The sequence below is a fragment of the Isoptericola sp. Y541 genome, from assembly GCF_059445465.1.
Genome location: NZ_JCAIUJ010000011.1, coordinates 67,271 through 92,474, shown reverse-complemented (window position 1 = coordinate 92,474; position 25,204 = coordinate 67,271). Strand labels below are relative to the sequence as shown.

27 protein-coding genes are annotated in these 25,204 nt (G+C 73.6%); 10 read left to right on the top strand and 17 right to left on the bottom strand.

Translation table 11 applies throughout. The annotated features are described in order from the left end of the window. From AC1C2V_RS18870 to ctaC, 4 genes are all read right to left on the bottom strand, one after another. Positions 1–275, bottom strand: a 275-nt coding sequence (locus tag AC1C2V_RS18870) for a hypothetical protein (RefSeq protein ID WP_495391185.1), incomplete at its 3' end; no start/stop codon positions are given. A 233-nt stretch (positions 276–508) separates the two neighbouring features. Continuing rightward, positions 509–910, bottom strand: a complete 402-nt coding sequence (locus AC1C2V_RS18865) for a cytochrome c oxidase subunit 4 (RefSeq protein WP_495391184.1) — start codon at positions 908–910, stop codon at positions 509–511. Continuing rightward, positions 907–2,739: an aa3-type cytochrome oxidase subunit I gene (gene ctaD / locus AC1C2V_RS18860; protein ID WP_495391183.1), complete on the bottom strand. Its 1,833-nt coding sequence runs from the start codon at positions 2,737–2,739 to the stop codon at positions 907–909. The genes AC1C2V_RS18865 and ctaD overlap by 4 nt, the downstream gene beginning before the upstream one ends. Further along, positions 2,739–3,659 carry an aa3-type cytochrome oxidase subunit II gene (ctaC, locus tag AC1C2V_RS18855; protein ID WP_495391182.1) on the bottom strand — a complete coding sequence of 307 codons (921 nt, stop codon included), beginning with the start codon at positions 3,657–3,659 and terminating at the stop codon, positions 2,739–2,741. Before ctaC ends, ctaD begins: the two co-directional genes overlap by 1 nt. 379 nt (positions 3,660–4,038) lie before the next feature. On the opposite strand from ctaC, the gene AC1C2V_RS18850 reads away from it, so the two are divergent. Beyond that, complete coding sequence (locus AC1C2V_RS18850) at positions 4,039–5,223, top strand: cysteine desulfurase family protein (protein ID WP_495391181.1); 1,185 nt, start codon at positions 4,039–4,041, stop codon at positions 5,221–5,223. Next, positions 5,220–5,510 carry a sulfurtransferase TusA family protein gene (locus AC1C2V_RS18845; protein WP_495391180.1) on the top strand — a complete coding sequence of 97 codons (291 nt, stop codon included), beginning with the start codon at positions 5,220–5,222 and terminating at the stop codon, positions 5,508–5,510. The genes AC1C2V_RS18850 and AC1C2V_RS18845 overlap by 4 nt, the downstream gene beginning before the upstream one ends. Before the next feature lie 86 nt (positions 5,511–5,596). Here AC1C2V_RS18845 and AC1C2V_RS18840 read toward each other — a convergent pair whose 3' ends face one another. Together AC1C2V_RS18840 and AC1C2V_RS18835 are read right to left on the bottom strand one after the other, a co-directional pair. Further along, positions 5,597–5,947 carry a HesB/IscA family protein gene (locus AC1C2V_RS18840; protein WP_495391179.1) on the bottom strand — a complete coding sequence of 117 codons (351 nt, stop codon included), beginning with the start codon at positions 5,945–5,947 and terminating at the stop codon, positions 5,597–5,599. Positions 5,948–6,078: 131 nt separating this feature from the next. Next, the gene (locus tag AC1C2V_RS18835; RefSeq protein WP_495391178.1) at positions 6,079–6,555 is read right to left on the bottom strand and encodes a hypothetical protein; all 477 of its coding nucleotides are present in this window, start codon (positions 6,553–6,555) and stop codon (positions 6,079–6,081) included. 116 nt (positions 6,556–6,671) lie between these two features. On the opposite strand from AC1C2V_RS18835, the gene nadA reads away from it, so the two are divergent. From nadA to AC1C2V_RS18820, 3 genes are all read left to right on the top strand, one after another. After that, positions 6,672–7,889, top strand: a complete 1,218-nt coding sequence (gene nadA / locus AC1C2V_RS18830) for a quinolinate synthase NadA (RefSeq protein ID WP_495391177.1) — start codon at positions 6,672–6,674, stop codon at positions 7,887–7,889. Positions 7,890–7,937: 48 nt separating this feature from the next. Next, complete coding sequence (locus AC1C2V_RS18825) at positions 7,938–8,549, top strand: DJ-1/PfpI family protein (RefSeq protein ID WP_495391176.1); 612 nt, start codon at positions 7,938–7,940, stop codon at positions 8,547–8,549. A gap of 65 nt (positions 8,550–8,614) precedes the next feature. Beyond that, complete coding sequence (locus AC1C2V_RS18820; RefSeq protein ID WP_495391190.1) at positions 8,615–9,154, top strand: acyl-CoA thioesterase; 540 nt, start codon at positions 8,615–8,617, stop codon at positions 9,152–9,154. A 46-nt stretch (positions 9,155–9,200) separates the two neighbouring features. On the opposite strand, the gene AC1C2V_RS18815 is transcribed toward AC1C2V_RS18820, so the two are convergent. Together AC1C2V_RS18815 and AC1C2V_RS18810 are read right to left on the bottom strand one after the other, a co-directional pair. After that, positions 9,201–9,986, bottom strand: coding sequence for a DUF8817 family protein (locus AC1C2V_RS18815; RefSeq protein ID WP_495391175.1), 786 nt, complete (start codon positions 9,984–9,986; stop codon positions 9,201–9,203). Positions 9,987–10,003: 17 nt separating this feature from the next. Continuing rightward, positions 10,004–11,428, bottom strand: coding sequence for a dipeptidase (locus AC1C2V_RS18810; RefSeq protein ID WP_495391174.1), 1,425 nt, complete (start codon positions 11,426–11,428; stop codon positions 10,004–10,006). 39 nt (positions 11,429–11,467) lie between these two features. On the opposite strand from AC1C2V_RS18810, the gene AC1C2V_RS18805 reads away from it, so the two are divergent. Then, positions 11,468–12,085, top strand: a complete 618-nt coding sequence (locus tag AC1C2V_RS18805) for a DUF3043 domain-containing protein (RefSeq protein ID WP_495391173.1) — start codon at positions 11,468–11,470, stop codon at positions 12,083–12,085. 26 nt (positions 12,086–12,111) lie between these two features. Further along, on the top strand, positions 12,112–13,125 hold the full coding sequence (locus tag AC1C2V_RS18800; RefSeq protein ID WP_495391172.1) for an aldo/keto reductase family protein: 1,014 nt from the start codon (positions 12,112–12,114) through the stop codon (positions 13,123–13,125). Positions 13,126–13,225: 100 nt separating this feature from the next. On the opposite strand, the gene yczE is transcribed toward AC1C2V_RS18800, so the two are convergent. After that, positions 13,226–13,969 carry a membrane protein YczE gene (yczE, locus tag AC1C2V_RS18795; protein WP_495391171.1) on the bottom strand — a complete coding sequence of 248 codons (744 nt, stop codon included), beginning with the start codon at positions 13,967–13,969 and terminating at the stop codon, positions 13,226–13,228. A 180-nt stretch (positions 13,970–14,149) separates the two neighbouring features. Here yczE and yczR point away from each other — a divergent pair, with 180 nt between their 5' ends. Further along, positions 14,150–15,670 carry a MocR-like transcription factor YczR gene (gene yczR, locus AC1C2V_RS18790; protein WP_495391170.1) on the top strand — a complete coding sequence of 507 codons (1,521 nt, stop codon included), beginning with the start codon at positions 14,150–14,152 and terminating at the stop codon, positions 15,668–15,670. On the opposite strand, the gene AC1C2V_RS18785 is transcribed toward yczR, so the two are convergent. The 4 genes from AC1C2V_RS18785 to AC1C2V_RS18770 are packed head-to-tail and all read right to left on the bottom strand — an operon-like array spanning position 15,634 to position 17,778. Further along, a complete protein-coding gene (locus AC1C2V_RS18785) occupies positions 15,634–15,843 on the bottom strand; it encodes a hypothetical protein (RefSeq protein WP_495391169.1) in 210 nt (69 codons plus the stop codon). The two genes, yczR and AC1C2V_RS18785, sit on opposite strands and share 37 nt — an antisense overlap. Beyond that, positions 15,840–16,943, bottom strand: a complete 1,104-nt coding sequence (locus AC1C2V_RS18780; protein WP_495391168.1) for a quinone-dependent dihydroorotate dehydrogenase — start codon at positions 16,941–16,943, stop codon at positions 15,840–15,842. Before AC1C2V_RS18780 ends, AC1C2V_RS18785 begins: the two co-directional genes overlap by 4 nt. Beyond that, positions 16,940–17,422, bottom strand: a complete 483-nt coding sequence (locus tag AC1C2V_RS18775; RefSeq protein WP_495391167.1) for a hypothetical protein — start codon at positions 17,420–17,422, stop codon at positions 16,940–16,942. The genes AC1C2V_RS18780 and AC1C2V_RS18775 overlap by 4 nt, the downstream gene beginning before the upstream one ends. Next, on the bottom strand, positions 17,419–17,778 hold the full coding sequence (locus tag AC1C2V_RS18770) for a hypothetical protein (RefSeq protein ID WP_495391166.1): 360 nt from the start codon (positions 17,776–17,778) through the stop codon (positions 17,419–17,421). Before AC1C2V_RS18770 ends, AC1C2V_RS18775 begins: the two co-directional genes overlap by 4 nt. A gap of 86 nt (positions 17,779–17,864) precedes the next feature. Here AC1C2V_RS18770 and AC1C2V_RS18765 point away from each other — a divergent pair, with 86 nt between their 5' ends. Beyond that, positions 17,865–19,367, top strand: coding sequence for a leucyl aminopeptidase (locus tag AC1C2V_RS18765; protein WP_495391165.1), 1,503 nt, complete (start codon positions 17,865–17,867; stop codon positions 19,365–19,367). Here the strand turns inward: AC1C2V_RS18765 and AC1C2V_RS18760 are convergent. Together AC1C2V_RS18760 and AC1C2V_RS18755 are read right to left on the bottom strand one after the other, a co-directional pair. After that, positions 19,364–20,134 (bottom strand): class I SAM-dependent methyltransferase, encoded by a 771-nt coding sequence (locus AC1C2V_RS18760; RefSeq protein ID WP_495391164.1) that lies wholly within the window; start codon positions 20,132–20,134, stop codon positions 19,364–19,366. The two genes, AC1C2V_RS18765 and AC1C2V_RS18760, sit on opposite strands and share 4 nt — an antisense overlap. A gap of 13 nt (positions 20,135–20,147) precedes the next feature. Continuing rightward, positions 20,148–20,495, bottom strand: coding sequence for an oxidoreductase (locus AC1C2V_RS18755; RefSeq protein WP_495391163.1), 348 nt, complete (start codon positions 20,493–20,495; stop codon positions 20,148–20,150). 251 nt (positions 20,496–20,746) lie between these two features. Here AC1C2V_RS18755 and sucB point away from each other — a divergent pair, with 251 nt between their 5' ends. Continuing rightward, entirely contained in the window at positions 20,747–22,522 is a 1,776-nt protein-coding gene (gene sucB, locus AC1C2V_RS18750; RefSeq protein WP_495391162.1) for a 2-oxoglutarate dehydrogenase, E2 component, dihydrolipoamide succinyltransferase, read from the top strand. A gap of 174 nt (positions 22,523–22,696) precedes the next feature. Here sucB and AC1C2V_RS18745 read toward each other — a convergent pair whose 3' ends face one another. Both AC1C2V_RS18745 and AC1C2V_RS18740 read right to left on the bottom strand, forming a co-directional pair. Further along, on the bottom strand, positions 22,697–24,067 hold the full coding sequence (locus tag AC1C2V_RS18745) for a hypothetical protein (protein WP_495391161.1): 1,371 nt from the start codon (positions 24,065–24,067) through the stop codon (positions 22,697–22,699). 73 nt (positions 24,068–24,140) lie between these two features. Continuing rightward, complete coding sequence (locus AC1C2V_RS18740; protein WP_495391189.1) at positions 24,141–25,190, bottom strand: Gfo/Idh/MocA family protein; 1,050 nt, start codon at positions 25,188–25,190, stop codon at positions 24,141–24,143. Between the last annotated feature and the right edge of the window lie 14 nt (positions 25,191–25,204).

Here is a 25,204-nt window from a genome sequence, read left to right as displayed (position 1 = left end):
TGGGGTGGAACGACAACTGTTGGCGTCCCCGCCCGAGCTTCTCTATCTCGCGTCGACCCGCGCGCCCCACTTGCTGAAGGTCGACTCCACGTCGAGGTGACCGCGTCGGCCATCGCCTCGGTCTGGGCCCCGGCCTCCATGGACTCCATCGAGTCGAACGTAACCGCCATGGCCGGGTCCTCGGCCATCTCGTCCAGAGACATCCAGAAGTACTCGCCCTGGCTCAGCTCGCCCATAGCGATATACATGGTGCCGCCGAGGAGGATCATGTCCATGTCCATCCCCATGACGGCATGGACATCTGCGTCGACGTGTCCTCGAGCGTGGCCCCTTGCTCGCCGCCACCGCCGCCCTGCGTGAACGCCGCGAGCTCCTGGCCCCCGCAGGCTCGAGGGCGCCACGATCGGGCGATCGTTGCCGATCCGTGAGGCGGACGCACGAGGGCCCCTCGCTCCGGCTGGAGCGGGGGGCCCTAAGACATCCCGTGTGCGCGCGACGCGCCCGGACGTCAGTGCGCGTGCTGGCCGCGGCTGAACTCGAAGACCCAGCCGACGAGGCCGATCACACCCAGGGCGAAGCCGACGTACAGCACCCACCAGCCGACGGCCAGGCCGAGGAACGCGATCGCGGCGGAGGCTCCGATGACCAGCGGCCACCAGCTCCACGGCGCGTACACGCCCTGGTCGCCGGCACCCTGCTCGATCTCGCCTTCCTCATCGTCCTCGGGCCGCGGGTCGATCCGGCGCGCGGTGAGCGCCAGGTACGCGCCGATCATCGCCATCAGGGCACCCACGAGCGGGAGCCCGAGGTAGCCCACAGCGTCACGGAACCCGGAGACCAAGCCGTAGATGACACCCACCACGACGAAGAAGGGGGCGAGGAACAGGAAGAGCTTGACCTCGATCTTCACTTGCGGTCCTCCTGGTCGTCCGGCCGCTCGTCGTCGATCACCGTAGTGGTCGACTGGGACTTGGCCGAGGAGTCGGTGTCGCGCCGCTCCTCGACGAGCTCCTGTTGGCCTCGTCGGTCCGGGTCGCCGTAGACGGCGTCCAGCCCACCGTGGCCAGGGGCCTGCTCCAGCGCCGCGACCTCGGGGTGGTGCAGGTCGAAGGCGGGCGACTCGGAGCGGATGCGGGGCAGAGAGGTGAAGTTGTGCCGCGGGGGCGGGCAGCTGGTGGCCCACTCGAGCGAGCGCCCGAAGCCCCACGGGTCGTCCACGGTCACCTTGGGCGCGTTGCGCCAGGTGGTGTACACGTTCCAGAGGAACGGCAGCGTCGACGCAGCGAGGATGAACGCGCCGACCGTGGAGACCTGGTTCTCCCAGGTGAAGCCCTCCTCGGGCATGTAGTCGGCGTACCGACGCGGCATGCCCTCGACACCCAGCCAGTGCTGGATCAGGAACGTCATGTGGAAGCCGACGAACAGCAGCCAGAAATGCACCTTGCCGAGCCGCTCGTTGAGCATGCGGCCGGTGAACTTGGGCCACCAGAAGTAGAAGCCGGCGAACATCGCGAAGACCACGGTGCCGAAGACGACGTAGTGGAAGTGCGCCACCACGAAGTACGAGTCGGACAGGTGGAAGTCCAGGGCCGGGCTCGACAGGATGACGCCGGTCAGGCCGCCGAAGAGGAACGTCACGAGGAAGCCGATCGACCACAGCATGGGTGTCTCGAAGGTGAGTTTCCCTCGCCACATCGTGCCGATCCAGTTGAAGAACTTCACTCCCGTCGGGATGGCGATGAGCATCGTCATGAAGGCGAAGAACGGGAGCAGCACGGCCCCGGTCACGTACATGTGGTGGGCCCACACGGTCACGGACAGGGCAGCGATCGCGATGGTCGCGTAGATCAGCGTCTTGTACCCGAAGATCGGCTTACGGCTGAAGACCGGGAAGATCTCCGACACGATGCCGAAGAACGGCAGCGCGATGATGTACACCTCGGGGTGGCCGAAGAACCAGAACAGGTGCTGCCACAGGATCGCCCCGCCATTATCGGGGTTGAAGACCTGCGCACCGAGGCGGCGGTCGGCGCCGAGCGCGAACAGCGCGGAGGCCAGCGGCGGGAAGGCCATCAGGACCAGCAGGCTGGTGACGAGCGTGTTCCAGGTGAAGATCGGCATCCGGAACATGGTCATGCCCGGCGCACGCATCGTGATGATGGTGGTGATGAAGTTGACCGCACCAAGGATCGTGCCGAAGCCGGCCAGGGCCAGCCCGAACACCCATAGGTCTCCACCGAGCCCTGGACTGAACGTCGTGTTGGACAACGGCGCGTAGGCGAACCAGCCGAACGAAGCCGCACCCTGCGGGGTGAAGAATCCGGCCCCCGCGATGATGCCGCCGAAGAAGAAGAGCCAGTAGGCGAACATGTTGAGTCGCGGGAACGCGACGTCCGGCGCGCCGATCTGCAGCGGCATGATCACGTTCGCGAAGCCCGCGAACAGCGGTGTCGCGAACAGGAGCAGCATGATCGTGCCGTGCATCGTGAAGAGCTGGTTGTACTGCTCGTTGCTCTGCACCACCTGGATGCCCGGCATGAACAGCTCGGCGCGGATGAGCAGCGCGAGGACCCCGCCCACTGCGAACCAGACGAACGACGTGATGAGGTACATGTACCCGATCGTCTTGTGGTCCGTGGAGGTGATCCACTTGATCACGGTGCGGCCAAAGTTCTGGTGCTTCGGCGGAAGGCCAGGAATGACCTCGGCGCCGTGCGCGGTTTCGGTGGTGACGGCCATCAGCCTTCGCCCTCCTCGGTGCTGGCGTCGGTAGCTGACTCAGGGTGCTGCTGACGGTTCAGGTCGAGTCCGAGCTCACCAGTCTGCCCCGCGTCCCGCAGGTCGTCCATGTGGGCGTCGTACTCCGCCTGCGACACGACCTGGACGTTGAAGAGCATGCCGGAGTGGAACTCGCCGCAGAGCTCGGCGCACTTGCCGGCATAGGTGCCCTCACGCGTCGGGGTCACCTGGAACGTGTTGGTCCGCCCCGGGATCATGTCCCTCTTGTACAGGAACGCGGGGATCCAGAAGGAGTGGATGACGTCGCGCGAGTCGAGCGTGAACTCGACGGACTGATCGACCGGCAGGTAGAGCGTCGGCACCTCCTTGGAGGTGCCCGGCGTGTGGTCGACCTCGTCCTCGACCGTCTGCCCGCCGACGTCACGCAGGTGCTGGCCGGTGTCGTAGACGCCGGCGTCCAGGTAGTTGAAGTCCCAGCTCCACTGCTTGCCGATGACCTGGATGTTCACGTCGGCCTCGCCGGAGGTGTCCTGCACCGCCGACATGTCGCGGTCGGTGTAGAAGAACAGGACCATGACCATGATGGTCGGCACGGCCGTGTACATGATCTCGAGCGGCATGTGGTACCGGGTCTGCACCGGGAGCTGGTGGTCGTCGCGGCGCTTGCGGTAGGCAGCGACGCACCACAGCATCAGCCCCCACGTGATCAAGCCGATGATGAGTGCCGCGATCCAGGAGCCGACCCAGAGGTTCGTGATCCGCTCGGTCTGGTTGGTCACCTCCCCGTCGGTGTAGCCGGGCAGGTATCCGCGCTTCACGGAGTCGCTGGCACAGCCGGAGGCCAAGACTACGACCGCGCCGGCGATCGCCGTCGCGCGCAGGATGACCCGCCGTGTGCGGGTGGTGCTCTTCGAGTGCAAGGGAGGCCTTTCACGTCACGTCCTGCCCGAGGCCACGGCCCCCCTTAGGGCAACGGGCGCGTGGACAGGACCTTCGTCCTCGATGAGATGTAGCCTAGCGCGCCCGGAGCGGGTTCGACGCCGCAGCGCCCCCGTCAGGACGTGACTCTTTCCGCACCGGACGTCCACATCTGCGAGTTGCACACAGACTCTCAGGGAGTGTCAGATCGTTACCCTGAGGTGTCAGATCCTCGCGCCGCCGTCGATCGTCGCGCTCCCCTCGACGAACCGCTCGAGATGGCACGATCGTGCCTCAGACGCCGCGTCCGGACCCGTTCGACGCCCCCGAGGACCGTGCCGGCGACTTCACGACCCGACCGCCACCCACCGGAGCGCACCTGTGACCCACACCACCGACCATGCGGGCGCCTCCCCGGCTGCGGCGCCGCCCCGCGTGCATCTCGACAACGGCGGGAGCGCACCCCTGCACCCGCTCGCACGCCAGGCGCTGCTGCAATCGATGGACGACGGCTGGGCGGACCCGCACCGCCTGCACACGGAGGGCCGGCGCGCCGCACGGCTCCTCGACGGCGCCCGCGAGGCGGTCGCCGGCCTCCTGGGCGCCCGTACCGAGGAGGTCCGGTTCACGGCCAGCCACACCGCCGCCCTGCACGCCGCCGTGCTCGGGACCGCTGCGGCCCGGCGCCGCGCCGGGGGCGACGTCGTGGTGGGCGCTGCCGAGCGGGCGGCCGTCCTGCACGCCGCGTCCTCCGCGTCGGCCCTGCACGGCGGTGCGCGCCAGGTCGTGGACGTCGACCGCCAGGGCCGCGTGGACGCCGACGCCTTCGGCGCCGCCGTGCGCGGCCGCCGCGTCGCGGTCGCCGCGCTCCAGCACGCCAACGGCGAGGTCGGGACGCGGCAGCCGCTCGCCGCGGCGCACGCGGCCGCCCGTGCGGCCGGGGTCCCGCTGCTCGTGGATGCGGGCGCGAGCCTCGGCCACGACGACGTCCCCGGCGCCTGGGATCTCCTCGCCGCCGACCCGGCCGACTGGGGCGGGCCCGCCGGCGTCGGCATCCTCGCCGTGCGCCAGCGCGTCCGGACCGTGCCGCCGGGCCCCGAGGACGCGGACCCCTGGGCGCCGGGCGGCGTCAGCGTGCCGGCGGCCTTCGCCGCCGCCGTCGCCCTGCAGTCCGTCGCGGCGGACCGCGCGGAGCAGGACGCGCGCCGCCGCGTGCTCGTGGAGCGCGTGCGTCGCGCCGTCGCCACGCTCCCCGACGTCGAGGTGGTGGGCGACTCGGACGACCGGCTCCCCCACGTCGTGACGTTCTCCTGCCTCTATGTCGATGGCGAGGCGCTGGTGACCGAGCTCGATCGCGCGGGCATCGCCGTGGGCTCGGGCTCGGCCTGCACCGCGAGCACCCTGGAGCCCTCGCACGTGCTCGCGGCGATGGGCGTGCTCACGCACGGCAACGTGCGGATCGCCCTGGACCGGTCCACGACCGAGGACGACGTCGACCGCTTCCTGGGCGTGCTGCCCGGCGCCGTGCAGCGGGTGCGGGACGTGCTCGGCGTGGGTGGCCTGTGACGACGCCCGCCGGCGGCGAGCTGCCCGCCGACCTCCCCGGCGACGAGGTGGTCGACGCACGCGGGTTGCGCTGCCCGCTCCCCGTGATCCGGCTCGCGGCGCGGGCACGCGACCTGCCGCCGGGCACGCTGGTCACCGTGGTCGCCACCGACCCGGCGGCCCGCCACGACGTACCCGCCTGGGCTCGGATGCGCGAGCACACCATGGCCGGCGGGGCGGAGCGCCGAGAGATGACGGCCGGCGGCCCCGCCTGGGTGCTGACGGTGCGGCTGGGCGACAGCGCCTGAGGGCACGGCTCCTGAGGGCAGCGTCCGGACGCACGACGGCCCGGTCACCACGAGGGTGACCGGGCCGTCGGAGTCAGGTCAGCGGCTCAGCCGAACGAGCCACCGCACGCGCAAGAGCTGCCCGCGTTCGGGTTGTCGATCGTGAAGCCCTGCTTCTCGATCGTGTCGGCGAAGTCGATCGACGCGCCCTCGAGGTACGGCACGCTCATACGGTCCACGACGACCTCGACGCCGTCGAAGTCGCGCAGTGCGTCCCCGTCGAGCAGACGCTCGTCGAAGTAGAGCTGGTAGATGAGGCCGGAACAGCCGCCGGGCTGGACGGCTACGCGCAGACGGAGGTCGTCGCGGCCCTCCTGCTCGAGCAGGCTGCGGACCTTCCCCGCGGCGACGTCGGACATGTCCACGCCGTGCGTGGCGATCTCGGTGGTGTCGGTCATGCTTCCTCCAACATGCGGACCGGGTGCGGCTGTTCCCGATCCTACGCGCGAATTTCCGGGGCGCGATGACACGGGTCACAGGCGCGCCGCGCAAGCCGTCCTGACCGGTCACGACCGGTCATCCCGGTGCATCAGGCCCAGGACGGCGCCCAGGTGCGGGCCACCCGTGCGACGGCCGCCACCGGGTCGGGCCCCACCTCGTGCACGCCACTGATCCCGGCCCCCGACCACTCACGCCGCGAGACCTCGCTGCGGCCCGCCAGCACGACGACCGGCACGGCATGCGGCGCGGCCGCCCGCACCGCCTGCGCGACGCGACCCTCGTGCGTCGACCCGCCGTCGAGCACCGGCACGTGCACGACCACGAGGTCGGCCGCCCGCGCCTGCACCCCGAGCGGCCCCTCGGCCTGCTCCGCGACGCTCCCGAGGCCGAGCGCGGACAAGGGCACGAAGACGCCGCCGGGGTGCGAGCCGTCGGCGGGGGCCGCCGGCGTCTCGGCGAGCGCGACCGTCTCGATGGTGCATCGGGGCGCCGCGTCGCGCCACGCCGTCGCGAGCGCCGGGCCCAGGGTGTCGGCGTCGCCGCCGAGGCAGAGCAGCACGTGCATCCCGCGATCGTGGCACACGCCCGCACGGTCGCGCCGATCGTGACGGCCGATCGTGACAGCCGATCGTGACGCGGCGCCCGACGCCGCGCGGGCGTGCGCTGTGGAAGCATGAGCGGGTGACCACCCTGCTGAACGAATCCGCGGGCGCCTCGACCGGCTTCCTCGAGCCCGCACCGTCCGCGCTGCTGCTGCTCGGCCAGGGCCGCGATCTCGAATCCGAGCGCGGCGTCGAGTGCGCGGGCGCGCTACCCGCGCCGTCGGACCCCGACCTCGTGGAACGCGCCCGGGCCGCCCGCGCGGCCCTCGGCGACCGTGCCTTCGTGCTGGGCCACCACTACCAGCGCGACGAGGTGATCGACTTCGCCGACATCACGGGCGACTCCTTCAAGCTCGCGCGCGAGGCGGCCGCCCGACCCGAGGCCGAGTTCGTCATCTTCTGCGGCGTGCACTTCATGGCCGAGAGCGCGGACATACTCACCTCGGATGCCCAGCAGGTGGTGCTGCCCGACCTCGCCGCCGGCTGCTCCATGGCGGACATGGCGGAGATCTCGCAGGTCGAGGAGGCCTGGGCGGTGCTGCAGGACGTCGGGATCGCCGACGACACCGTGCCCGTGACGTACATGAACTCCACCGCCGCGATCAAGGCGTTCACGGGGCGCCACGGCGGCACCGTGTGCACGTCGTCGAACGCGCAGGTGGCGCTGCGCTGGGCGTTCGAACGGGTGGGCGGCGTCGAGGGCACCGGCAAGGTGCTCTTCATGCCGGACCAGCACCTGGGCCGCAACACGGCGGTCCGCGAGCTCGGGATGCGCCTCGACGACTGCGTGGTCTACGACCCGCGCAAGCCCCTCGGCGGCCTCACGGAGCAGCAGCTGCGCGACGCCCGCATGATCCTGTGGCGTGGGCACTGCTCGGTGCACGGCCGCTTCTCGGAGCGCAACGTGTCCGACGTCCGGGCGAAGGTGCCCGGCGTCCAGGTGATGGTGCACCCCGAGTGCAAGCACGAGGTCGTGACGGCCGCCGACCACGTCGGCTCCACCGAGTTCATCATCAAGGCGCTGGAGGCCGCCGAGCCAGGCAGCTCCTGGGCCGTCGGCACCGAGCTCAACCTGGTGCGGCGCCTCGCCAAGGCGCACCCGGACAAGCAGGTGCACTACCTCGACTCGACCGTCTGCTTCTGCTCCACGATGAACCGCATCGACCTGCCCCACCTCGTGTGGGCGATGGAGTCGCTCGCGGACGGGCGCACGGTCAACCGGATCGTGGTCGACCCCGACGACGCGCACTGGGCACGGGTCGCGCTCGACCAGATGCTGGCGCTGCCGGGGATCTGACCGCCCGGCGCGCGGGCGAGCGACTCCGCGGAACGGAAGGACACGACGATGAGCACCGACGGCGGGCTCCACATCGGCATCCTCGTCTTCGACGAGGCGGAGGAGCTCGACGTCGTCGGGCCGTTCGAGGTGCTCGCCGCCTGGGAGGAACACTCGAGCGCCGAGTCGGGGCCGAAGCCGCATGTGAGCACCTTCTCCCGCGACGGCGACGGGGTGCGCCTGGCCAAGGGGCTGCGGATCCTGCCCGCCCGCTCCGCCGACGACGTCGGCCCGCTGCACGTGCTGGTCCATCCGGGCGGGTGGGGCACGCGGGCGATGATCGCCGACGCCACGCACCTGGAGTGGCTGCGCCAGGTGCGAGCGCAGACGCCGATCGTCGCGAGCGTGTGCACCGGCGCGCTCGTGCTCGCCGCGGCCGGGCTGCTGGGCGGGCGGCCCGCGACGACCCACCGCGACCACTACGACGACCTCGCCGCCATCGACCCGAGCGTCGTGATCGACACGGAGGCCCGGTTCGTCGACGACGGCGACATCGTGACCGCCGCGGGCGTCTCGGCGGGCATCGACATGGCGCTGCACCTCGTGGCCCGGTTGGAGTCGCCCGAGGTCGCGCGCGCCGTCCGCCGCGGGATCCAGTACGACCCGGCGCCCCCGGTCTGACCCGGACGGGCGCGCAAAGTACCTGCTACCGGCCGTATCCGATATAACCTGCTCAGGTGACTCGAATGATCCAGCTCGCCTGGGCCTCCCTGCGACCGCGCAAGCCGATCCCTGGTCGGGGCCTGCTCGACCCGTCCGTGACGCGGATGCGCGTGCACCCCGGCGACCTCGACATGTACCTGCACGTCAACAACGGCTCGTACCTGCAGATGATGGACGTGGCCCGGTCGAACTACATCGCCGACATCGACGGCTTCAGCAAGATCGGCGACCGCAAGTGGTACCCGGTCGTCGCCGCCTCGACGATCACCTACAAGCGGTCGCTCCAGCTCTGGGACCGGGTCGAGATCACGACGCGGATCCTCGGCTGGGACGAGCGCGTGATCTACCTCGAGCAGGTCTTCACCGGCCAGGGCGGCCGGCTCTACGCCAAGGGGTACGTCGCCGGTCGCTTCCTCGGCCCGGGCAACGCGCGCATCCCCGCCCCCGACGTCGTGGCGCTCATGGGATCCGACGCGCCGGAGCGCAGCCCCGAGCTCCCCGGCGACGTCGCCGCGTGGGCCCGCGCCCTGGACGTCGCCCACCGAGACCGCTCCGAGGCCTGAGGGCCGCCGTCGGGCTCCGTCGTCAGGACGGTCCCGACGGCGGGCGTCACGCGGGACCGGCGTCGTGCAGGCCCTGCGCCTCCTCTACCGCCTGCTGCACCGCGGGGTCGTCGCTCCCCGCCGCCAGCGCGTCGAGCTCGGACAGCAGGTCGCCGGCGGCGCCGGAGTCGCCCGCCCGCACCGCGAGCTCGGCGAGGAAGGCGAGGGCGGACGCCAGCTCGCCGGCGGGCGGCGTGGTGCCCGACGCGCGCCGGAGCGCCCCGCCCAGCAGCTTGCGCGCCTGCGCGACCTCGCCGTGCGAGTCCGCGACGACGACGGCGTTCTCCGTCGCCCGGGCCAGCGGCCCGCCGCCGCCCGACGTCCACGGCGTCGTGCCACCCTCCCCCGCCACGACCGGCGTCTCGGGGGCTCGGGTGACGCGCACCCAGTTGCCCGCCGGGTCGACGAGGCTGAACCCGCTCAGCCCCGCGTTGTTCGCCCGGCGCCGCGGCCGTGTCACGCGCGGCGCCCCCGACATGGGCAGCCTCCCGAGCATCTCCTTCAGCCCCGCGGCGAACGCCTCGTAGACCGGTTCGGTGTCCGGCACGACCACCACGCACGACGAGTGGCTCTGCTCCGGGTCCCAGCCCGGCATCCCGTAGTACTGCAGCTGGATACCGCCCCGGCCGAACGCCACGATCGGGTTGGGGCGGCGCTGCCGGTACGTGACCTCGAGGCCGAGCCCCGTCCAGAACGCGACCATCTCGTCGAGGTCCGCCTCCGTGCCGCCGCACGGGAGCAGCGGCACCATGATCGCCCTCCCGGCGGCGGCCCCGAACGCGTCGTCGGTCATCCCTCGGCCCTCATCCCTCAGATGCCGGTCGTCGCGACCTGGCGCAGCAGCAGCGCCTCGGCGAGCACGACGTGGCGCAGCTCGCCCAGGTGCACCGACTCGTTGGCGCCGTGCGCGCGCGAGTCCGGGTCCTCGACGCCGGTCACGAGCACGGCGGCGTCGGGGAAGAACTCGAGCAGGTCGGCGATGAAGGGGATGGACCCGCCGACGCCGATGTCCACCGGCTCGACCCCCCAGGCGGCGGCGAACGCCGATCGCGCGGCCCGCATCGCCGCCGTGTCGTCGGCCGCGTGGAACGACCGGCCCTGCTCGCCCGGCCGCCAGGTGACCCGCGCGCCGAACGGGGCACTCGCCTCGAGGTGCGCGCGCAGCGCGTCCTCCGCCGCCTGCGGGTCCTGGCCCGGCGGGATGCGCAGCGACAGCTTCGCCGCCGCGCGGGGCGCGATCGTGTTGGAGGCGTGGGCGACGCTCGTGGCGTCGATCCCGATGACCGACAGCGCCGGCTTCGCCCAGAGGCGGCCCGCGATGGTGCCATCGCCGGCGAGCCGCACGCCGTCGAGCACAGAGGAGTCCGCGCGGAACGCCGCCTCGTCGTAGTCGACCTCGGGCTCTGGCGCGCTCGTCAGGCCGGGCACCGCGACGTTCCCGGCGTCGTCGTGGAGGGTCGCGATGAGGCGGGCGAGCAGCGTGTTCGCGTCGAGCAGCGGCCCGCCGAACATCCCGGAGTGCACGGCGTGCGCGAGCGCCTCGATCTCCACCACGCCGTCGACCAGGCCGCGCAGCGACGTGGTCAGGGCGGGCACGCCGACCTTCCAGTTGGTGGAGTCGGCGACGACGATGACGTCCGCGGCGAGCAGCTCGCGGTGGTCCGCGAGGAACTGGTGGAAGCTCGGGGAGCCGGACTCCTCCTCGCCCTCGACGAAGACGGTCACGCCCAGCGGCAGCGCCTCGCCGTCCTGCCCCTCAGCGAGGGCGGCCAGGGTCCGGAGCGCGCCGACGTGGGCGATCAGCCCCGCCTTGTCGTCGGCCGCGCCCCGCCCGAAGAGGCGCTCCCCCACCTGCACCGGCTCGAACGGGTCGGTCTCCCACGTCGCGGCGTCGCCCGGCGGCTGCACGTCGTGATGCGCGTACAGCAGGACGGTCGGGCGGCCCCCGGGCGCCGGCCGGCGCGCGATCACCGCGGGGGCGCCGGGCGTCCCGTCGGGGCGGTCGGAGCGCAGGATGCGCACGTCGGGCAGGCCCGCCTCGCGCAGCAGCGCGGCCACGGCGTCCGCGCTCGCGGCCACGTGCGCCTGGTCGAAGGCGGCGGCCGAGACGCTCGGGATGCGCACGAGGCGCTCGAGGTCGGCCTGGAGCGCGGGGAAGAGTCGCTCGACGTGCGCGCGGAGGGTGGCGGCGTCGTGGGGGACAGCGTCCGGGGTGGCGTGGTTCGAGTCGGTCACGCGGCTCACGCTACCCGCGCGCTCGACTACTCTGAGAGTGTGTTCTCCCGCAACAAGTCCGGCGCGACGCCGCCCGCCCCCGATGCCAGCGACCCCGTCGACGCGGCCGCCGAGATCGAGAAGGCCGGCGTCGCCGACAGCCGCAAGGGCCGCCCGACGCCGAAACGCAGCGTCGCCGAGGCCGCCAACAAGCGCCCGCTGGTGCCGAACGACCGCAAGGCCGCGACGCGCGCCGCGCGGGAGAAGGCACGCGAGCAGCGCAACCTCGAGTACAAGGCGATGCAGACCGGCGACGAGCGCCACCTGCCGCCGCGCGACAAGGGCGCGCTGAAGCGCTACGTGCGCGACTACGTCGACGCCCGGTGGAACCTCGGCGAGTTCTTCCTGCCGATCGCGTTCGGCTTCATCGTGCTGAACCTGATCTTCATGCAGAACGTGACGATGTCCGCCGTCGTGCTCATGCTGCTGTACGCGATCGTGCTGCTCACCATCGCCGACGCGTTCCTGATGTGGCGCGGGCTGAAGAAGCGGCTGCACACCAAGTTCGGCGAGGTCCCCAAGGGCACGTTGATGTACGCCGTCATGCGCGCCTTCCAGATCCGTCGCTCGCGCCTGCCCAAGCCGATGTCGAAGAAGCACGGCGTCTGGCCGGAGTGACCGCCCGGCCGATCTAGGGTGACGCCATGGTCAACTACCGGTACCTCGGCAACAGTGGTCTGAAGATCTCCGAGATCACCTACGGCAACTGGCTCACCCACGGCTCCCAGGTGGAGAACGACGTCGCCACGCAGTGCGTGCGCGCCGCGCTCGACGCCGGAATCACCACGTTCGACACCGCGGACGTCTACGCCAACACCAAGGCGGAGCAGGTGCTCGGCGACGCCCTCGCGGGCGAGCGGCGCGAGTCGCTCGAGATCTTCACCAAGGTCTACTGGCCCACGGGTCCGGGCGGCCCCAACGACACCGGACTGTCGCGCAAGCACGTCATGGAGTCGATCAACGGCTCCCTGCGGCGTCTCGGCACCGACTACGTCGACCTGTACCAGGCGCACCGCTACGACACGGAGACGCCGCTCACCGAGACGATGCAGGCGTTCGCCGACATCGTCCGGCAGGGCAAGGCGCTCTACATCGGCGTCTCCGAGTGGACCGCCGACCAGATCCGCGCCGGCGCGGCCCTGGCCAAGGACCTCGGCTTCCAGCTCATCTCCTCCCAGCCGCAGTACTCGATGCTGTGGCGCGTCATCGAGGATGAGGTCGTGCCCGCGTCGAGGGAGGCCGGGCTGTCACAGATCGTCTGGTCGCCGATGGCGCAGGGCGTGCTGTCCGGCAAGTACCTGCCCGGCAAGGAAGCCCCCGCCGGCTCGCGCGCAGCCGACGCGGAGGCCGGGCGCGGCGGCATCAGCCGCTTTATGACCGACGACGTCCTCACGCGGGTGCAGGGGCTCAAGCCCGTCGCCGACGAGCTCGGCCTCACCACGGCGCAGCTCGCGATCGCCTGGGTGCTGCAGAACGACAACGTCGCCGCCGCCCTGGTCGGCGCGTCCCGCCCCGAGCAGGTCGCGGAGAACGTCAAGGCGTCCGGCGTGACGATCCCGGCCGAGCTCATGGCACGGATCGACGACGTCCTCGGCGACGTCGTCGAGCGCGACCCGGCGAAGACGGCCGAGAACGCCCCGCAGACCCGCGTGGCCTGACCGACTGCCACACGCCGCCGGCGACGTAGCGGTTCCTTCGCGTCCGCGCACGGGACGCGAAGGAACCGCTACGTCACCGCCGTGGCAGCCCTCGAGACGGTCACCGGTCGCGCTGCTCCCGCGCGACGACGTCGAGGGCCCGCAAGATCTCCCGGGCGCGATCGTCACGTGTCCCGCCGGGGACGTCGCGGACGGAGCCGCGCCGGGGACGGTCCGCCGCCTCGCCCGTCAGTCCAGCCGGGACCAACCAGCGCCACCGCACGGTCGCCTGCACCACGGGGCCGACGCAGAACGCGTAGGCGAGGGTCGCCCAGCCGAACGTGCCGCCCAGCAGCACGCCGGCCAGCACGACGACGACCTCGATGCCGGTCCTGACCAGCCGCACGGACCAGCCTGTGCGGGCCACGAGGCCGGTCATGAGCCCGTCGCGCGGCCCGGGGCCGAGACGCACGCCGATATAGGCGGCGGTCGACACGCCGTTCAGCACGATGCCGGCGACGGCGAGGCCGACGCGCGCCGCCACCCCCGGCTCGGGGGCCAGCACGGCGACGGCGGCCAGGCACGGCCCGATCGCCACGCTGATGATGACGGCGTTCGCCACCGTGCCGATGCCCGGGCGCTGCCGCAGCGGGATCCACATCGCCAGCACCACGACTGAGACGACCCCGGTCACCACACCGAACGACAGCCCGGTGGTGCGCACCAGCCCCTGCGAGAGCACGTCCCACGGCATGGCACCCATCGACGCGTGCAGCAGCATCGCCATCGACCAGCTGTAGCCGAGCAGCCCCAGCATCAGCTGGACCCCGCGACGCACCGGGCCCAGGACCACCACGGGGCGCATGGTGGAAGGCTCGGTCGCGTGCTCGGCGACCAGACCACGAGGGACCGGGCGATGGGAGGCCGGCCGGCGGACGGGTCGCCTGAGGACGGGTCGCAGGAGGGCCGGGAACGAGAACGTCATGGTGCCACCCTGCGCCGCAATGGCCTTGTTTTCCATATCCAATCGGGGAACAGTGGCCCCGTGACCGTCACCTCCGCGCCGCCCGCGGTGCGCCAGCTCTCCCCCACCGCCACCGCCCGCCTGCTGGGCGACTGGCGGGCGGGCGGGCCGGCCTATCTCGCGTTGTCGGACGCTCTGCGGGCCGCGGTCCTCTCGGGCAGCCTGGCGCCCCTCACCCGGGTCCCCAGCGAGCGCGAGCTCGCCGGGGCGCTCGGCGTCTCGCGCACCACGACCTCCGGCGCGTACGCCCGGCTGCGCGAGCTCGGCTTCCTCGCCAGCCGGGTCGGGTCGGGCACGGTGACGACGCTGCCGCACGGCTCCGGCGGCCGTCGGGCGCCCGAGCCGGCCGGCGACGCGCCCGCGGCGGACCTGCCGACGAGGATCGGCGCGCTCCCGGGGCGGTCCGGCACGCCGGTCGGGGTCACGAGCGACGCGCCGATCGATCTCGCCCAGGCGACCCCGTCGGCCACGCCCGCGCTGCACGACGCCTACGTCGCCGCCCTCGAGGCCCTGCCGGGCTACCTCGGCACCGGCGGCTACGCGCACCTCGGCATCACTCCCCTGCGCGTGGCGATCGCGGCCCGGTACACCGCGCGGGGCGTGCCCACCACGCCCGAGCAGATTCTCGTCACGACCGGCGCGCAGCAGGCGATCTCCGTGCTCACGCACGCGTTCGTCGGGCGGGGCGAGACCGCCGTCGTCGAGTCGCCCACGTACTTCCACGCCCTGGAGCCCGCCCGCCGCCTCGGCGGCCGGGTGGTCGGGGTGCCCGTCGGCGACGTCGAGACCCTCGCGTCCGCCGTGCGACGCACCCGCCCCCGGCTCGTCTACCTCGTGCCGGACTTCCACAACCCCACCGGGGCCACGATGTCCGCCGACGAGCGGGCCGCGGTCCGCGAGATCGCCGACCGCGCAGGCGTGACCGTGGTGGGCGACGAGACCCTCACCGACCTCGCGCTCGATCCCGGCGCCGCGGTGCCCGCGCCGTTCGCCGGCAACGGCACGTCGCCGCACGTCGTCACCATCGGGTCGGCGTCCAAGGCCTTCTGGGGCGGGGTGCGCGTGGGCTGGGTGCGCGCGGACGCGCAGGTGGTGCGGCGCCTCGGCCGGGTCCGCGAGTCCGCCGACATCGCGACGCCCGTCCTCGAGCAGCTCGCCGTCGTCGAGCTGCTCCGACGCCGCGACGAGATCCTGCCGGGCCGGCTCGCGGAGCTGCGCGCGCGGCGCGACCTGCTCGTCGACCTCGTCCGCGAGGCCCTGCCGGAGTGGCGTGCGCCGGCCCCGGCGGGCGGGCTGTGCCTGTGGGCCGACCTGGGCCGACGGCTCGCCCAGCCGCTCGCGGCGGCCGCGGTGGCGCACGGCGTGCTGGTGACGCCCGGCCCGGCGTTCACGCCCGACGGCTCGGCCCGCGACCGGGTCCGCCTCACGTTCACCCGGGACCCCGACCAGCTCGCCGAGGCCGTGCCCCGGCTCGCGCGCGCCTGGGCGCAGGTGACGTCCGGCCGTCAGACGGCGGGGAGCACCACGCTGGGGGTCGCCTGAGCCCCGCCGTGCAGCAGGCGGGCGGTCGTCGCCCCGGCCGCGGACAGCTCGCGCCAGTGCTCGCCGAGCCACTGCTCGGCGTCGTACTGCGTGGTGAACACGGGGCTGGGCGCGGCGGAGAGCTCGCGCCCGTCGGCGTCGTCCAGCCCCCACTCCCAGCGCGGGTGGATCATGCGGCGCTCCTCGGGCTGCTACCCGAGATGCTCCCGGCGGCGACGGAGCCACGGGTCCGCGTGAGGGCCCGGTTGACCCGCGACGGCCACAGCGGCCCGGAGTAGATGAACGTCGTGTACCCCTGGGTGAGGTCCGCGCCCGCGCGCAGGTATGCCCGCACGTCGTCGGCGCCGGCGATCCCGCCCACGCCGATGATCACGGGGCCGGCGCCGAGGCGCTCGCGCAGCCGGGAGACCACCTCCAGCCCGCGCTCCAGCAGCGGCGGGCCCGACAGCCCGCCGGGTCCTCGGTCGTGGCCGATGGTCGTGTTGACCGCCACGACGCCGTCGAGCCCGAGCTCGGTCACGAGGTCGGCTACGGCGTCGACGTCCGTGGCCGCGAGGTCGGGGGCGATCTTCACCAGGAGCGGCGCGCGGCGCGTCCCGGCGGCGGCCGTCGCCTCGTCGGCCGCGTCGCGCGCGGCGACGAGGATGGGCCGCAGCTCGGCGGTGGTCTGCAGGTCACGCAGGCCGGGGGTGTTCGGCGACGAGACGTTCACCACGAGGTAGTCCGCCCACGGGGCGAGCTCGCGCGCGCACGCGGCGTAGTCGTCGGCGGCCTGCTCGGCCGGCGTCGTCTTGTTCTTGCCGATGTTGGCGCCGACGACGGCCGCGCGACCCGCGGTCGTGGCCCGCAGCGCGCGCAGCCTGGCGGCCGCAGCGGGGGCACCCTCGTTGTTGAACCCCATGCGGTTGCGGACCGCGCGCAGGTCCAGCTCACGCCACATGCGCGGCTTCTCGTTGCCGGGCTGCGGGCGCGGGGTGACGGTGCCGATCTCCACGAAGCCGAAGCCCAGCATCGTCAGACCCCGGATCGCGCGGGCGTTCTTGTCGAAACCGCCCGCCAGCCCGAAGGGCGCCGGCACCGTGCGCCCGAGCACCGCGATGCTGCCGGGGCCGCCGCTGCCGCGCCCCAGGTACGGCGAGATCGCGCCCTGGACGACGTCGCGCAGCACCGGCACGCGGCCGGCGAGCGCGATCGCGCCGAACGCGAGCTGGTGCGCGCGCTCGGAGTCCATCCGGCGGAGGACGCCGTTGAAGAGCAGGGAGTACGGGGTCATCGGACCTCCGGGTCGGTGGCGGTCGGCTCGGGCGGCGTGGCGGCGATGTCGCCGGGGCGAGTGTGCCAGAGCCACCACAGCCCGACGAAGGGCAGCACGAGCGGCACGTAGCCGTACCCCTGCCCGAAGCCGGACCAGACCGTCGCCTCGCCGAGCACGTCGGGCGACGCGACCGAGGCCGCACCGACGGCCAGCACGCCGACTGCCTCGAAGCCCACGGTGACCCACGCCACGATGCGCCAGCGCGGGCCGCCCTTGGCGAGGGCCACCGTCGCGAGCACGTACACGACCGCCGACAGCGTCGAGAGCGAGTAGGCGACGGGCGCCTCGGAGAACTTGGTCGCCAGCTCGTACGACGAACGGCCGATCGCGGCGAACGCCAGGACCCCGTACACCGTCACAAGGAGCCGGCCGAAGCCCGACCCCGTGCGGCGGCCGCGAGCGCCGGCCGTCCTGCCCGGTGTGGTCGTGTCGCTCATGCCACCCCCCAGATCTGCCAGAGCCGCCAGTCGAGGAAGCCCACCGTGACGGCGGCCACGGCGAGCACCACGGACGACCACTTGGTGCGCTCGGCGAACGCCCAGACCGCGGCGACGGGGAGCACCACCAGCGCCGTCGCGACGTACCCCCAGAACAGGGGGGCGTCGACGGCATGGTCCTGCGTCGCCATCAGCACCCCGGCCACCACGGCCTGGACCACGACCAGCGCCTCGACGACCGCGGCACCGAAGAGCTGGCGCAGCACCACCGCCCGGTCCCGGACGACGAACCACAATGCCCACCCCGCGAGGGCGGCGCACGCCACCAGGACGAGGATCAGGAGGGGAAGAACCACGCCCGCAGACTACCGGCCGTGCGGGGCACGCCGAGGATCCACCCGCAGCGCCCGGTGACCCCTCGGGACAGGGATAGCATCGGCCCGTGGCTGACCTCACCCTGACTGGCAAGAATCCCACCACCCTCAAGGTCGACGCGCTCGTCGTCGGGACCTGCTCCACCTCGGACGGCGTGGCCGTCGTGGCGGACCAGCTTCCCGAGCCGCTCGTGCGTCAGATCGAGACCCTGGCGCCTCGCCTGGGCGTGACCGGTGCCCGCGACGAGGTGCGCCGCCTCCCCGCAGGCGACGGCGTCGCGGCGGACGTCCTGGTCCTCGCGGGCCTCGGCGAGCGCGCTCCTGACGGCACGTTCGCACCCGAGGTGCTGCGCTCTGCGGCCGGCGCCGCCACCCGCGAGCTCACGGGCACGGCGACCGTGGCCGTCTCCCTCCCCGCAGTCGACGAGGACGAGCTCGCCGCCGTCGTCGAGGGCGCCCTGCTGGGCGCGTACTCCTACACCCGGTACCGGTCCGACGACGCCGCCTCGAAGAAGGCGCCCGTCGGCAGCATCCAGATCGCCACGTCGTTCGCCCGGTCCGGCCGCGCCAAGGCCGCCGTCACGCGGGGCGAGGTGCTCGCCGCCGCCGTGCACGGCACCCGCGACCTCGTCAACGACGCCCCCAACGAGCTGTACCCGGAGGCATTCGTCGATGCGGCCAAGGCCGCGGTCAAGACGCTCGGCCCCAAGGGCATCAAGGTGTCCGTGCTCGACGACAAGCAGCTCGCCGCGGGCGGCTACGGCGGCCTCGTGGGCGTCGGTCAGGGCTCGCCCCGCGGCCCCCGCCTGGTGAAGCTGACCTACTCCCCCGCCAAGGCGACGACGAAGGTCGCGATCATCGGCAAGGGCATCACCTTCGACACCGGCGGCATCTCGCTGAAGCCGCCGGCCAGCATGCCCACGATGAAGTCCGACATGGCGGGCGCCGCGGCCGTGTTGCACACCGTCCTGGCGGCGGCGCGCCTCGGGCTGCCCGTGGCGGTCACCGGCTACCTGTGCCTCGCCGAGAACATGCCGGGCGGCAACGCTCAGCGCCCCGCCGACGTCATCACGATCCGCGGCGGCAAGACCGTCGAGGTCACCAACACGGACGCCGAGGGCCGGCTCGTCATGGCTGACGGCCTGGTCGCCGCCGTCGAGGACGGGCACGACGTCGTCCTCGACATCGCGACCCTCACCGGCGCGCAGATGGTGGCGCTCGGCAACCGCACCTCCGGCGTCATGGGCACCGACGCCGTGCGCGACGAGGTGAAGGCCGCGGCCGACGACGCCGGCGAGGCGTTCTGGCCGATGCCGATGCCGGCCGAGCTCAAGGCCGGGCTCAAGTCCAACGTCGCGGACATGGTGAACTCCGCGCCCACCCGCTGGGGCGGGATGCTGTTCGCCGCCCACTTCCTCGCCGAGTTCGTGGGCGACACCCCGTGGGCGCACCTCGACATCGCCGGCCCCTCGTACAACGAGGGCTCGTCGTTCGGGTACACGCCGACCGGCGGCACCGGCGTGGGCGTGCGCACCCTGCTCGCGTTCCTCGAGGGCCGCGCGGGCCTCTAGCGGGTTTCGCTCCGGCCGGGGACGCGGCCGGCCGCGTACCGCAAGGCGCCAGCGAGGCGGTAGCCGCCGTCCGGCGTCCGGAACGGGGCGGCGGCCGCGACCACGACGGGTGCGAGCTCGGCCATGGTGGCGGGGTCCTCGCCGAAGAGGACCCCGCGCACCAGCCGTTCGTCGTCGGCCGCCGTCCAGGGCACCTCGACGAGGCCGGCGGTCAGCACGTCCAGGCCGGCGTCGGCGAGGGCGGCCTCGAGCCCGCCCTCCGGGCGCAGTGGGCCGTCGGGCGGCACGTCCTCCTCGAACGCCGCGGCGACGGCGCACTCGACGACGTCGAGGTCGTTGCGCGCGCCCTCGGCCCAGCAGGCGAGCCCCACGCGGCCGCCGGGGACCAGCACGCGGGCGGCCTCGGTCAGGGCGTCGCGGGTGTCGTCGGCGAACTGCAGGGCGTTGACGGCGAGGACGACGTCGAACTCGTCGTCGTCGAACGGCAGGTGCTCGGCGTCGCCGATGAGAACGGTCACCCCTTGGTTCCGCTCCTGCGCCTGCCCGGCCATCTCGGGGGCCGGGTCGACGCCGGCGGCCACCGCCCCGGCCGCCACCAGGTGGGCCAGCAGCTCGCCCGTGCCGCAGCCGACGTCGAGCACCCGGGTGCCGGGTCGGACCTGGGTCGCCACGAGCAGGGGCTCCCAGACCGGGGCGGCGAACTCCCCCCAGTAGTCGGCCCAGTCGTCGGCCACCGCCGACCAGCGCTCCGCCCCGCCGCCGTCCATCCCCGGTGCCTGCTCAGCCCTTGCGCCGCTGCGCCGAGCTCCAGTCCCGCATGCGCTGCGGGTAGCCCGTGAACCGCACGTTGTAGACCGGGACCCCGAGCGAGCGCGCCACCTCGAACCCGGTGCGCTCGTCCGGGACGCGACGACGCGTCCACTCGCCGGTGGTCGCGACCAGCAGCACGGTCGTCGGGGTCTGGGAGTTCGGCGGCTCGACGTAGGCCTCGACGCCCACGCGGGTGCGCACGAACTCCTGCAGGTACGCCACGGTCTCGCCGCGCGACCCGGTCGTCGGCGCGGCGCCGGCGGGGGTCGAGGGTACCGACCTGCCCAGCAGGCGTCCCAGCGAGGTCCTGAGCGACATGGCGCGAGAATACCGCCCGACGGCCGGGCCTCGTGCTGGAGGTGTGCCGCAGGTGTCCTGGAGGTCCTGAAGGGGTCGGGTGTTCCCAGCGTCACACCGACCGCGGCCTCGGACGATTGGGGCGGACCCCGCGGAGGTGACAAGATGGCAGGCAGTGACCAGAACGCGGCAACCGGGGCTGGCGCGGACCGCTGGACCGATCCGCCTCGGCACGTCGCCTGACCCACTGATCGAAGGAGACTCCACAGGTCATGTCTGAGAACGTGCAGCTCCCTGCACTCGGCGAGTCCGTTACCGAGGGCACCGTCACCCGATGGCTCAAGGCCGTCGGCGACACCGTCGCCGTCGACGAGCCCTTGCTGGAGGTCTCCACCGACAAGGTCGACACCGAGATCCCGTCGCCCGTCGCCGGAGTGCTCGAGCAGATCCTTGCCGAGGAGGACGAGACCGTCGAGGTCGGCGCCACCCTCGCCGTCGTCGGTGACGGCTCCGGCGCGGGGTCCTCCGACGCCGCCCCGGCCGCCGAGGCTCCCGCCGCCGAGCCCGAGCGGCCCGCAGCGCCCGAGCCTGCACCCGCCGAGCCTGCTCCCGCAGCCGCGGCGCCGGCAGCTGAGGATCCCGCCGCAGAGGCGCCCGCCGCCGGTGGTGGCGAGGGCACCGAGGTGACGCTGCCCGCCCTGGGCGAGTCCGTCACCGAGGGCACCGTCACCCGGTGGCTCAAGGCCGTCGGCGACTCGGTGGAGGTCGACGAGCCGCTGCTCGAGGTCTCGACCGACAAGGTCGACACCGAGATCCCCTCCCCCGTCGCCGGGACCGTGCAGCAGCTCCTGGTCGAGGAAGACGCCACCGTCGAGGTCGGCGCCGTCCTGGCGGTCGTCGGCTCCGGCGCCGCAGCACCCGCCGCACCGGCACCTGCCGCCGCACCGGCCACCCCCGAGCCCGCCGCCGCGCCGCAGCAGGCCGAGGAGCCCGCCCCGGCACCCGCAGCTCCCGCTCCCGCAGCAGCCCCGGCACCCGCCGCCCCGGCCCCGGCTGCCCCGGCCCCCGCCGCGGAGGCCGCCCCGGCGCCCGCCTCGTCGGGCAAGGGCTCCTACCTCACGCCGCTGGTGCGCAAGCTCGCGGCCGAGAAGGGCGTGGACGTCTCGAGCATCCAGGGCACCGGCGTCGGCGGCCGCATCCGCAAGGAGGACGTGCTCGCCGCGGCCGAGAAGGCCGCCGCTCCGGCAGCCTCCGCCCCGGACGCTGCCGCCCCTGCGGCGTCGTCGTCCGCGCCGAAGACACCGAGCGTGCCGCCGGTCTCCCCGCTGCGTGGCACCACGGAGAAGATGTCTCGCCTGCGCAAGATCGTCGCGGAGCGCATGGTCGAGTCGCTCCACACGCAGGCGCAGCTCACGACCGTGGTCGAGGTGGACGTCACCAAGGTGGCCAGGCTGCGCGCCAAGGCGAAGGAGTCGTTCAAGGCCCGCGAGAACGCGAACCTCACCTACCTGCCCTTCTACACGCTCGCCGCGGTCGAGGCGCTCAAGGCGTTCCCGAAGATCAACGCGTCGATCGACCCGGAAAAGGGCGAGATCACCTACCACCCGTCGGAGAACGTCGGCATCGCGGTCGACACCGAGCGTGGCCTGGTGGTCCCGGTGATCAAGAACGCCGGCGACCTGAACCTCGCGGGCATCGCCCGCCAGATCGGCGACCTGGGTGCCCGCACCCGGGCCAACAAGGTGGGCCCGGACGAGCTGTCCGGCGCGACCTTCACGATCACGAACACCGGTTCGGGCGGCGCGCTCATCGACACGCCCATCGTCCCGGGCGGCCAGGTCGCGATCCTCGGCACCGGCACCATCACCAAGAAGCCGGCCGTCGTGACGGGCCCGGACGGCGAGGAGACCATCGCCATCCGCCAGTTCGCGTACCTGTTCCTCTCCTACGACCACCGCCTGGTCGACGGTGCGGACGCCGCCCGCTTCCTCACCGCGGTCAAGGCCCGCATCGAGGAGGGCGCGTTCGAGTCCGAGGTCGGCCTCTGACGGCTCGCTGTCCCTGACGACGAAGGGCGCCCCGGCTCCGGCCGGCGCGCCCTTCGTCGTCCGTGCTCGACGCCGTTCATACGCGACGTCGTTCATACGCGACGTCGTTCGTGCTCGACGTCGTTCGTGCTCGACGTCGTTGGTACGCGACGTCGTTCGTGCTCGACGTCGCGCTCATCCGACCTCGGCGACCCGCCACCCCTCAGGTGTCCACGCGAGCCGCAGGGTCGCCCGCCGCGCGTCGGACGCGGGCACCGCCGTCACCTCGCCGTCGTCCGCGACCTGCTCGTGCGGACCCACGGTGTACTCCACCTCCACCTCCGCCTCGTCACCGTCGTGCCGCTCGGTGCGCACGTCGTCGACGAGCACCTCCGCGCCACGCACCCGCGTGCCGGCGAGCTCGGCCTCGTCCAGCAGCGCCACGTCGGCATCGTGCGCCGCCGACCCGGGCACATCCACCCCGTCGACCCCGTCCACCCCGGCGCCGACCTCGGTGCCGTCCTTGGTGCCGTCCTTGGTGCCGCCGTCCGCACCCCCGGACAGCAGCGCACCCCGGCGCTCGGTGAGCTCCGCCGCCGCGGCGGCCGGGTCGTCGCGGTCCTGCGTCCGGTCCGCCGCCGTGGTCGCGGCCACCTCCTTCGCCGGTGCCGTCGGGGCGAGGACTCCCGCGTCGTCCGGCGGGCGCACCTGGAGGGCCACCGCCGCCAGGACCACCACGAGCCCCACCGCCCCGACCGCGCCGAGCACCCCTCTGGGCACTCCCCGAGGCACTCCCCGCGACGGGCCGCCCGCCCGGCGCGACCCCCGCCGCCCGGGCCGCGGGCGCCGGGACGCGCGGGTCGGGCGCACGCCCCGGGTACCGGGCCCTGCCGCCGCGCCGCGCTGCACCACGCGCCGACGCCGCGCCTGCGGGCCGGGCCCCGGAGCCGACGACCGCAGTCCGAGCGACGCGGCCGCGAGGGTCGCCGCCTCCGGCAGCCGCACCGGCTCCGGAGGGACGGCGGCGTCGGCCTGGGCCGCGAGGGTGCCCGCCTCCGGACGCACCCGGGGATCCGGCGCCGCCGCGGGGGCCAGGACCGCCCGGAGGGCCGTCGCCTCGTCGTCCGCGCGATCGCCCAGGAGATCCCCCACCAGCGCGGCGAGCGCGTGCACGTCCTCCGCGCCCGGGTCGCCGTCCGGCTCCCCCGCGCCGCCCACCCGCGGCCGCAGCATCGCCTCGCCGCTCGGGCCCAGCACCACGTCCGCCGCCGTGAGCGCGCCCTGGGCCAGGCCCTCGCTGTGCAGGGCGGCCAGCCCGCGGGCCGCCGCGACCAGCACGCCCGCGGCCTCCCGGGACGTCAGCCTGCCCCGCACGGCGAGCACGGTCGGCAGGTCGCTCGCCGCCCCCGCGCCGCGACGGACCGCGAGAGTCCCGTCGTCGCGAACGTCGAACGCCGCCACGGGCTCGAGGCACGGGTGGCGCAGCCCGGCGAGCGCGCTCACCCGTTGCAGGAGCGCCTCGCGGGCGCCGGAGTCCGTCGGGATCGGCAGCGTCTGAGTGGGCACGGAGCCATCGAACACCCTCGGCGGGCACCGCACGCCGCGTCATCCACAGGCAGCGTCATCCACAGGCCGTGCGTCAGACCGAGATGCGCCGCCCGTCGCGCGCCGAGACCCGCGCGGCGTCGAGCACCTCGGCGGTGCGCACCGCGTCCGCCGGGTCGACGGGGGCGGGCTCGTCCCCGCGCAACCAGGGGCCGAGGGCCCGGTAGAAGTCCGCGTGCCCGCCCGGCGCCGCCTCCACCGCGCGGCGCTCCCGCCCGCGGGTCAACCACCCGAGCGAGCCGTCAGGGGCGTCGTCGTCGAAGACCTCGAACGGTGAGGCGTCCTGCTCGAAGGTCGTGACCAGGTAGGCCCCCGCGGAGCCGAGCACGCGCGTGCGCGGACCGGGGGCGCCCACCACCGAGCCCGCCCACAGCCGGGAGACCACGCCGTGCGGGCTCCCGGCCCGCCCGCCGCCGGGCTCGTGCTGCAGCACCAGGAAGACGTCGTCCTCCGTCGGGGTGGTCAGCTTCCGCAGCTGCGCCCACACGGACTCCACCCGCCCGAAGAGCTGCGTCGCGGAGTCCACCAGGTGCGGGCCGAGGTCCAGCAGCAGCCCGCCGCCCACCGGGTCGTTCTCCTTCCAGCGCTGCCGCGGGGTGGGGCGCCAGCGCTCCCAGCGCCGCTCGAACGTGTGCACGTCGCCGAGGTCGCCGCCGTCGAGCAGGCTCGCCAGGGTGAGCTGCTCGGGATCCCAGCGCCGGTTCTGGAACACCGTGAACGGCGTGCCGGTGGCGGAGGCCTCCTCGACCACGGCGCGCGCCTGGTGCGCGTCGAGCCCGATCGGCTTGTCCAGCACGAACGGGATCTCGGCGCGGGCCAGCGTGGCCGCGTGCTCGGCGTGCAGCGACGTGGGGCTCGCGACGACGACCAGGTCGTACGCGCGGCGCGCGGCGACCAGGGCGTCCAGGTCGGACAGCAGCCGCGCGCCCGGCCAGTCCCCCGCCGCCTGGTTGCGCCGCCCGGGGTCTCGGGTCACGACCGCCGTGACGGGCAGCCCCGCCTCCGCCGCGAGCCGGCCGTGGATCTCCCGGCCCGCGCCGCCGTAGCCGACGATCGCCAGCCGCGGCGGGGGCGCCGCCGCCATGTCGTCGGTCGTGC

Bases quoted from the DNA above. Each gene is read 5' to 3' on its own strand.
- AC1C2V_RS18755 (WP_495391163.1), bottom strand. From the start codon at position 20,495: ATGTCGCTCAGGACCTCGCTGGGACGCCTGCTGGGCAGGTCGGTACCC.
- ctaD (WP_495391183.1), bottom strand. From the start codon at position 2,739: ATGGCCGTCACCACCGAAACCGCGCACGGCGCCGAGGTCATTCCTGGC.
- AC1C2V_RS18800 (WP_495391172.1), top strand. From the start codon at position 12,112: ATGGTCAACTACCGGTACCTCGGCAACAGTGGTCTGAAGATCTCCGAG.
- AC1C2V_RS18760 (WP_495391164.1), bottom strand. From the start codon at position 20,134: ATGGACGGCGGCGGGGCGGAGCGCTGGTCGGCGGTGGCCGACGACTGG.
- AC1C2V_RS18780 (WP_495391168.1), bottom strand. From the start codon at position 16,943: ATGACCCCGTACTCCCTGCTCTTCAACGGCGTCCTCCGCCGGATGGAC.
- AC1C2V_RS18825 (WP_495391176.1), top strand. From the start codon at position 7,938: ATGAGCACCGACGGCGGGCTCCACATCGGCATCCTCGTCTTCGACGAG.
- AC1C2V_RS18775 (WP_495391167.1), bottom strand. From the start codon at position 17,422: ATGAGCGACACGACCACACCGGGCAGGACGGCCGGCGCTCGCGGCCGC.
- AC1C2V_RS18785 (WP_495391169.1), bottom strand. From the start codon at position 15,843: ATGATCCACCCGCGCTGGGAGTGGGGGCTGGACGACGCCGACGGGCGC.
- yczE (WP_495391171.1), bottom strand. From the start codon at position 13,969: ATGCGCCCCGTGGTGGTCCTGGGCCCGGTGCGTCGCGGGGTCCAGCTG.
- AC1C2V_RS18840 (WP_495391179.1), bottom strand. From the start codon at position 5,947: ATGACCGACACCACCGAGATCGCCACGCACGGCGTGGACATGTCCGAC.
- AC1C2V_RS18815 (WP_495391175.1), bottom strand. From the start codon at position 9,986: ATGACCGACGACGCGTTCGGGGCCGCCGCCGGGAGGGCGATCATGGTG.
- AC1C2V_RS18820 (WP_495391190.1), top strand. From the start codon at position 8,615: ATGATCCAGCTCGCCTGGGCCTCCCTGCGACCGCGCAAGCCGATCCCT.
- AC1C2V_RS18740 (WP_495391189.1), bottom strand. From the start codon at position 25,190: ATGGCGGCGGCGCCCCCGCCGCGGCTGGCGATCGTCGGCTACGGCGGC.
- sucB (WP_495391162.1), top strand. From the start codon at position 20,747: ATGTCTGAGAACGTGCAGCTCCCTGCACTCGGCGAGTCCGTTACCGAG.
- AC1C2V_RS18835 (WP_495391178.1), bottom strand. From the start codon at position 6,555: ATGCACGTGCTGCTCTGCCTCGGCGGCGACGCCGACACCCTGGGCCCG.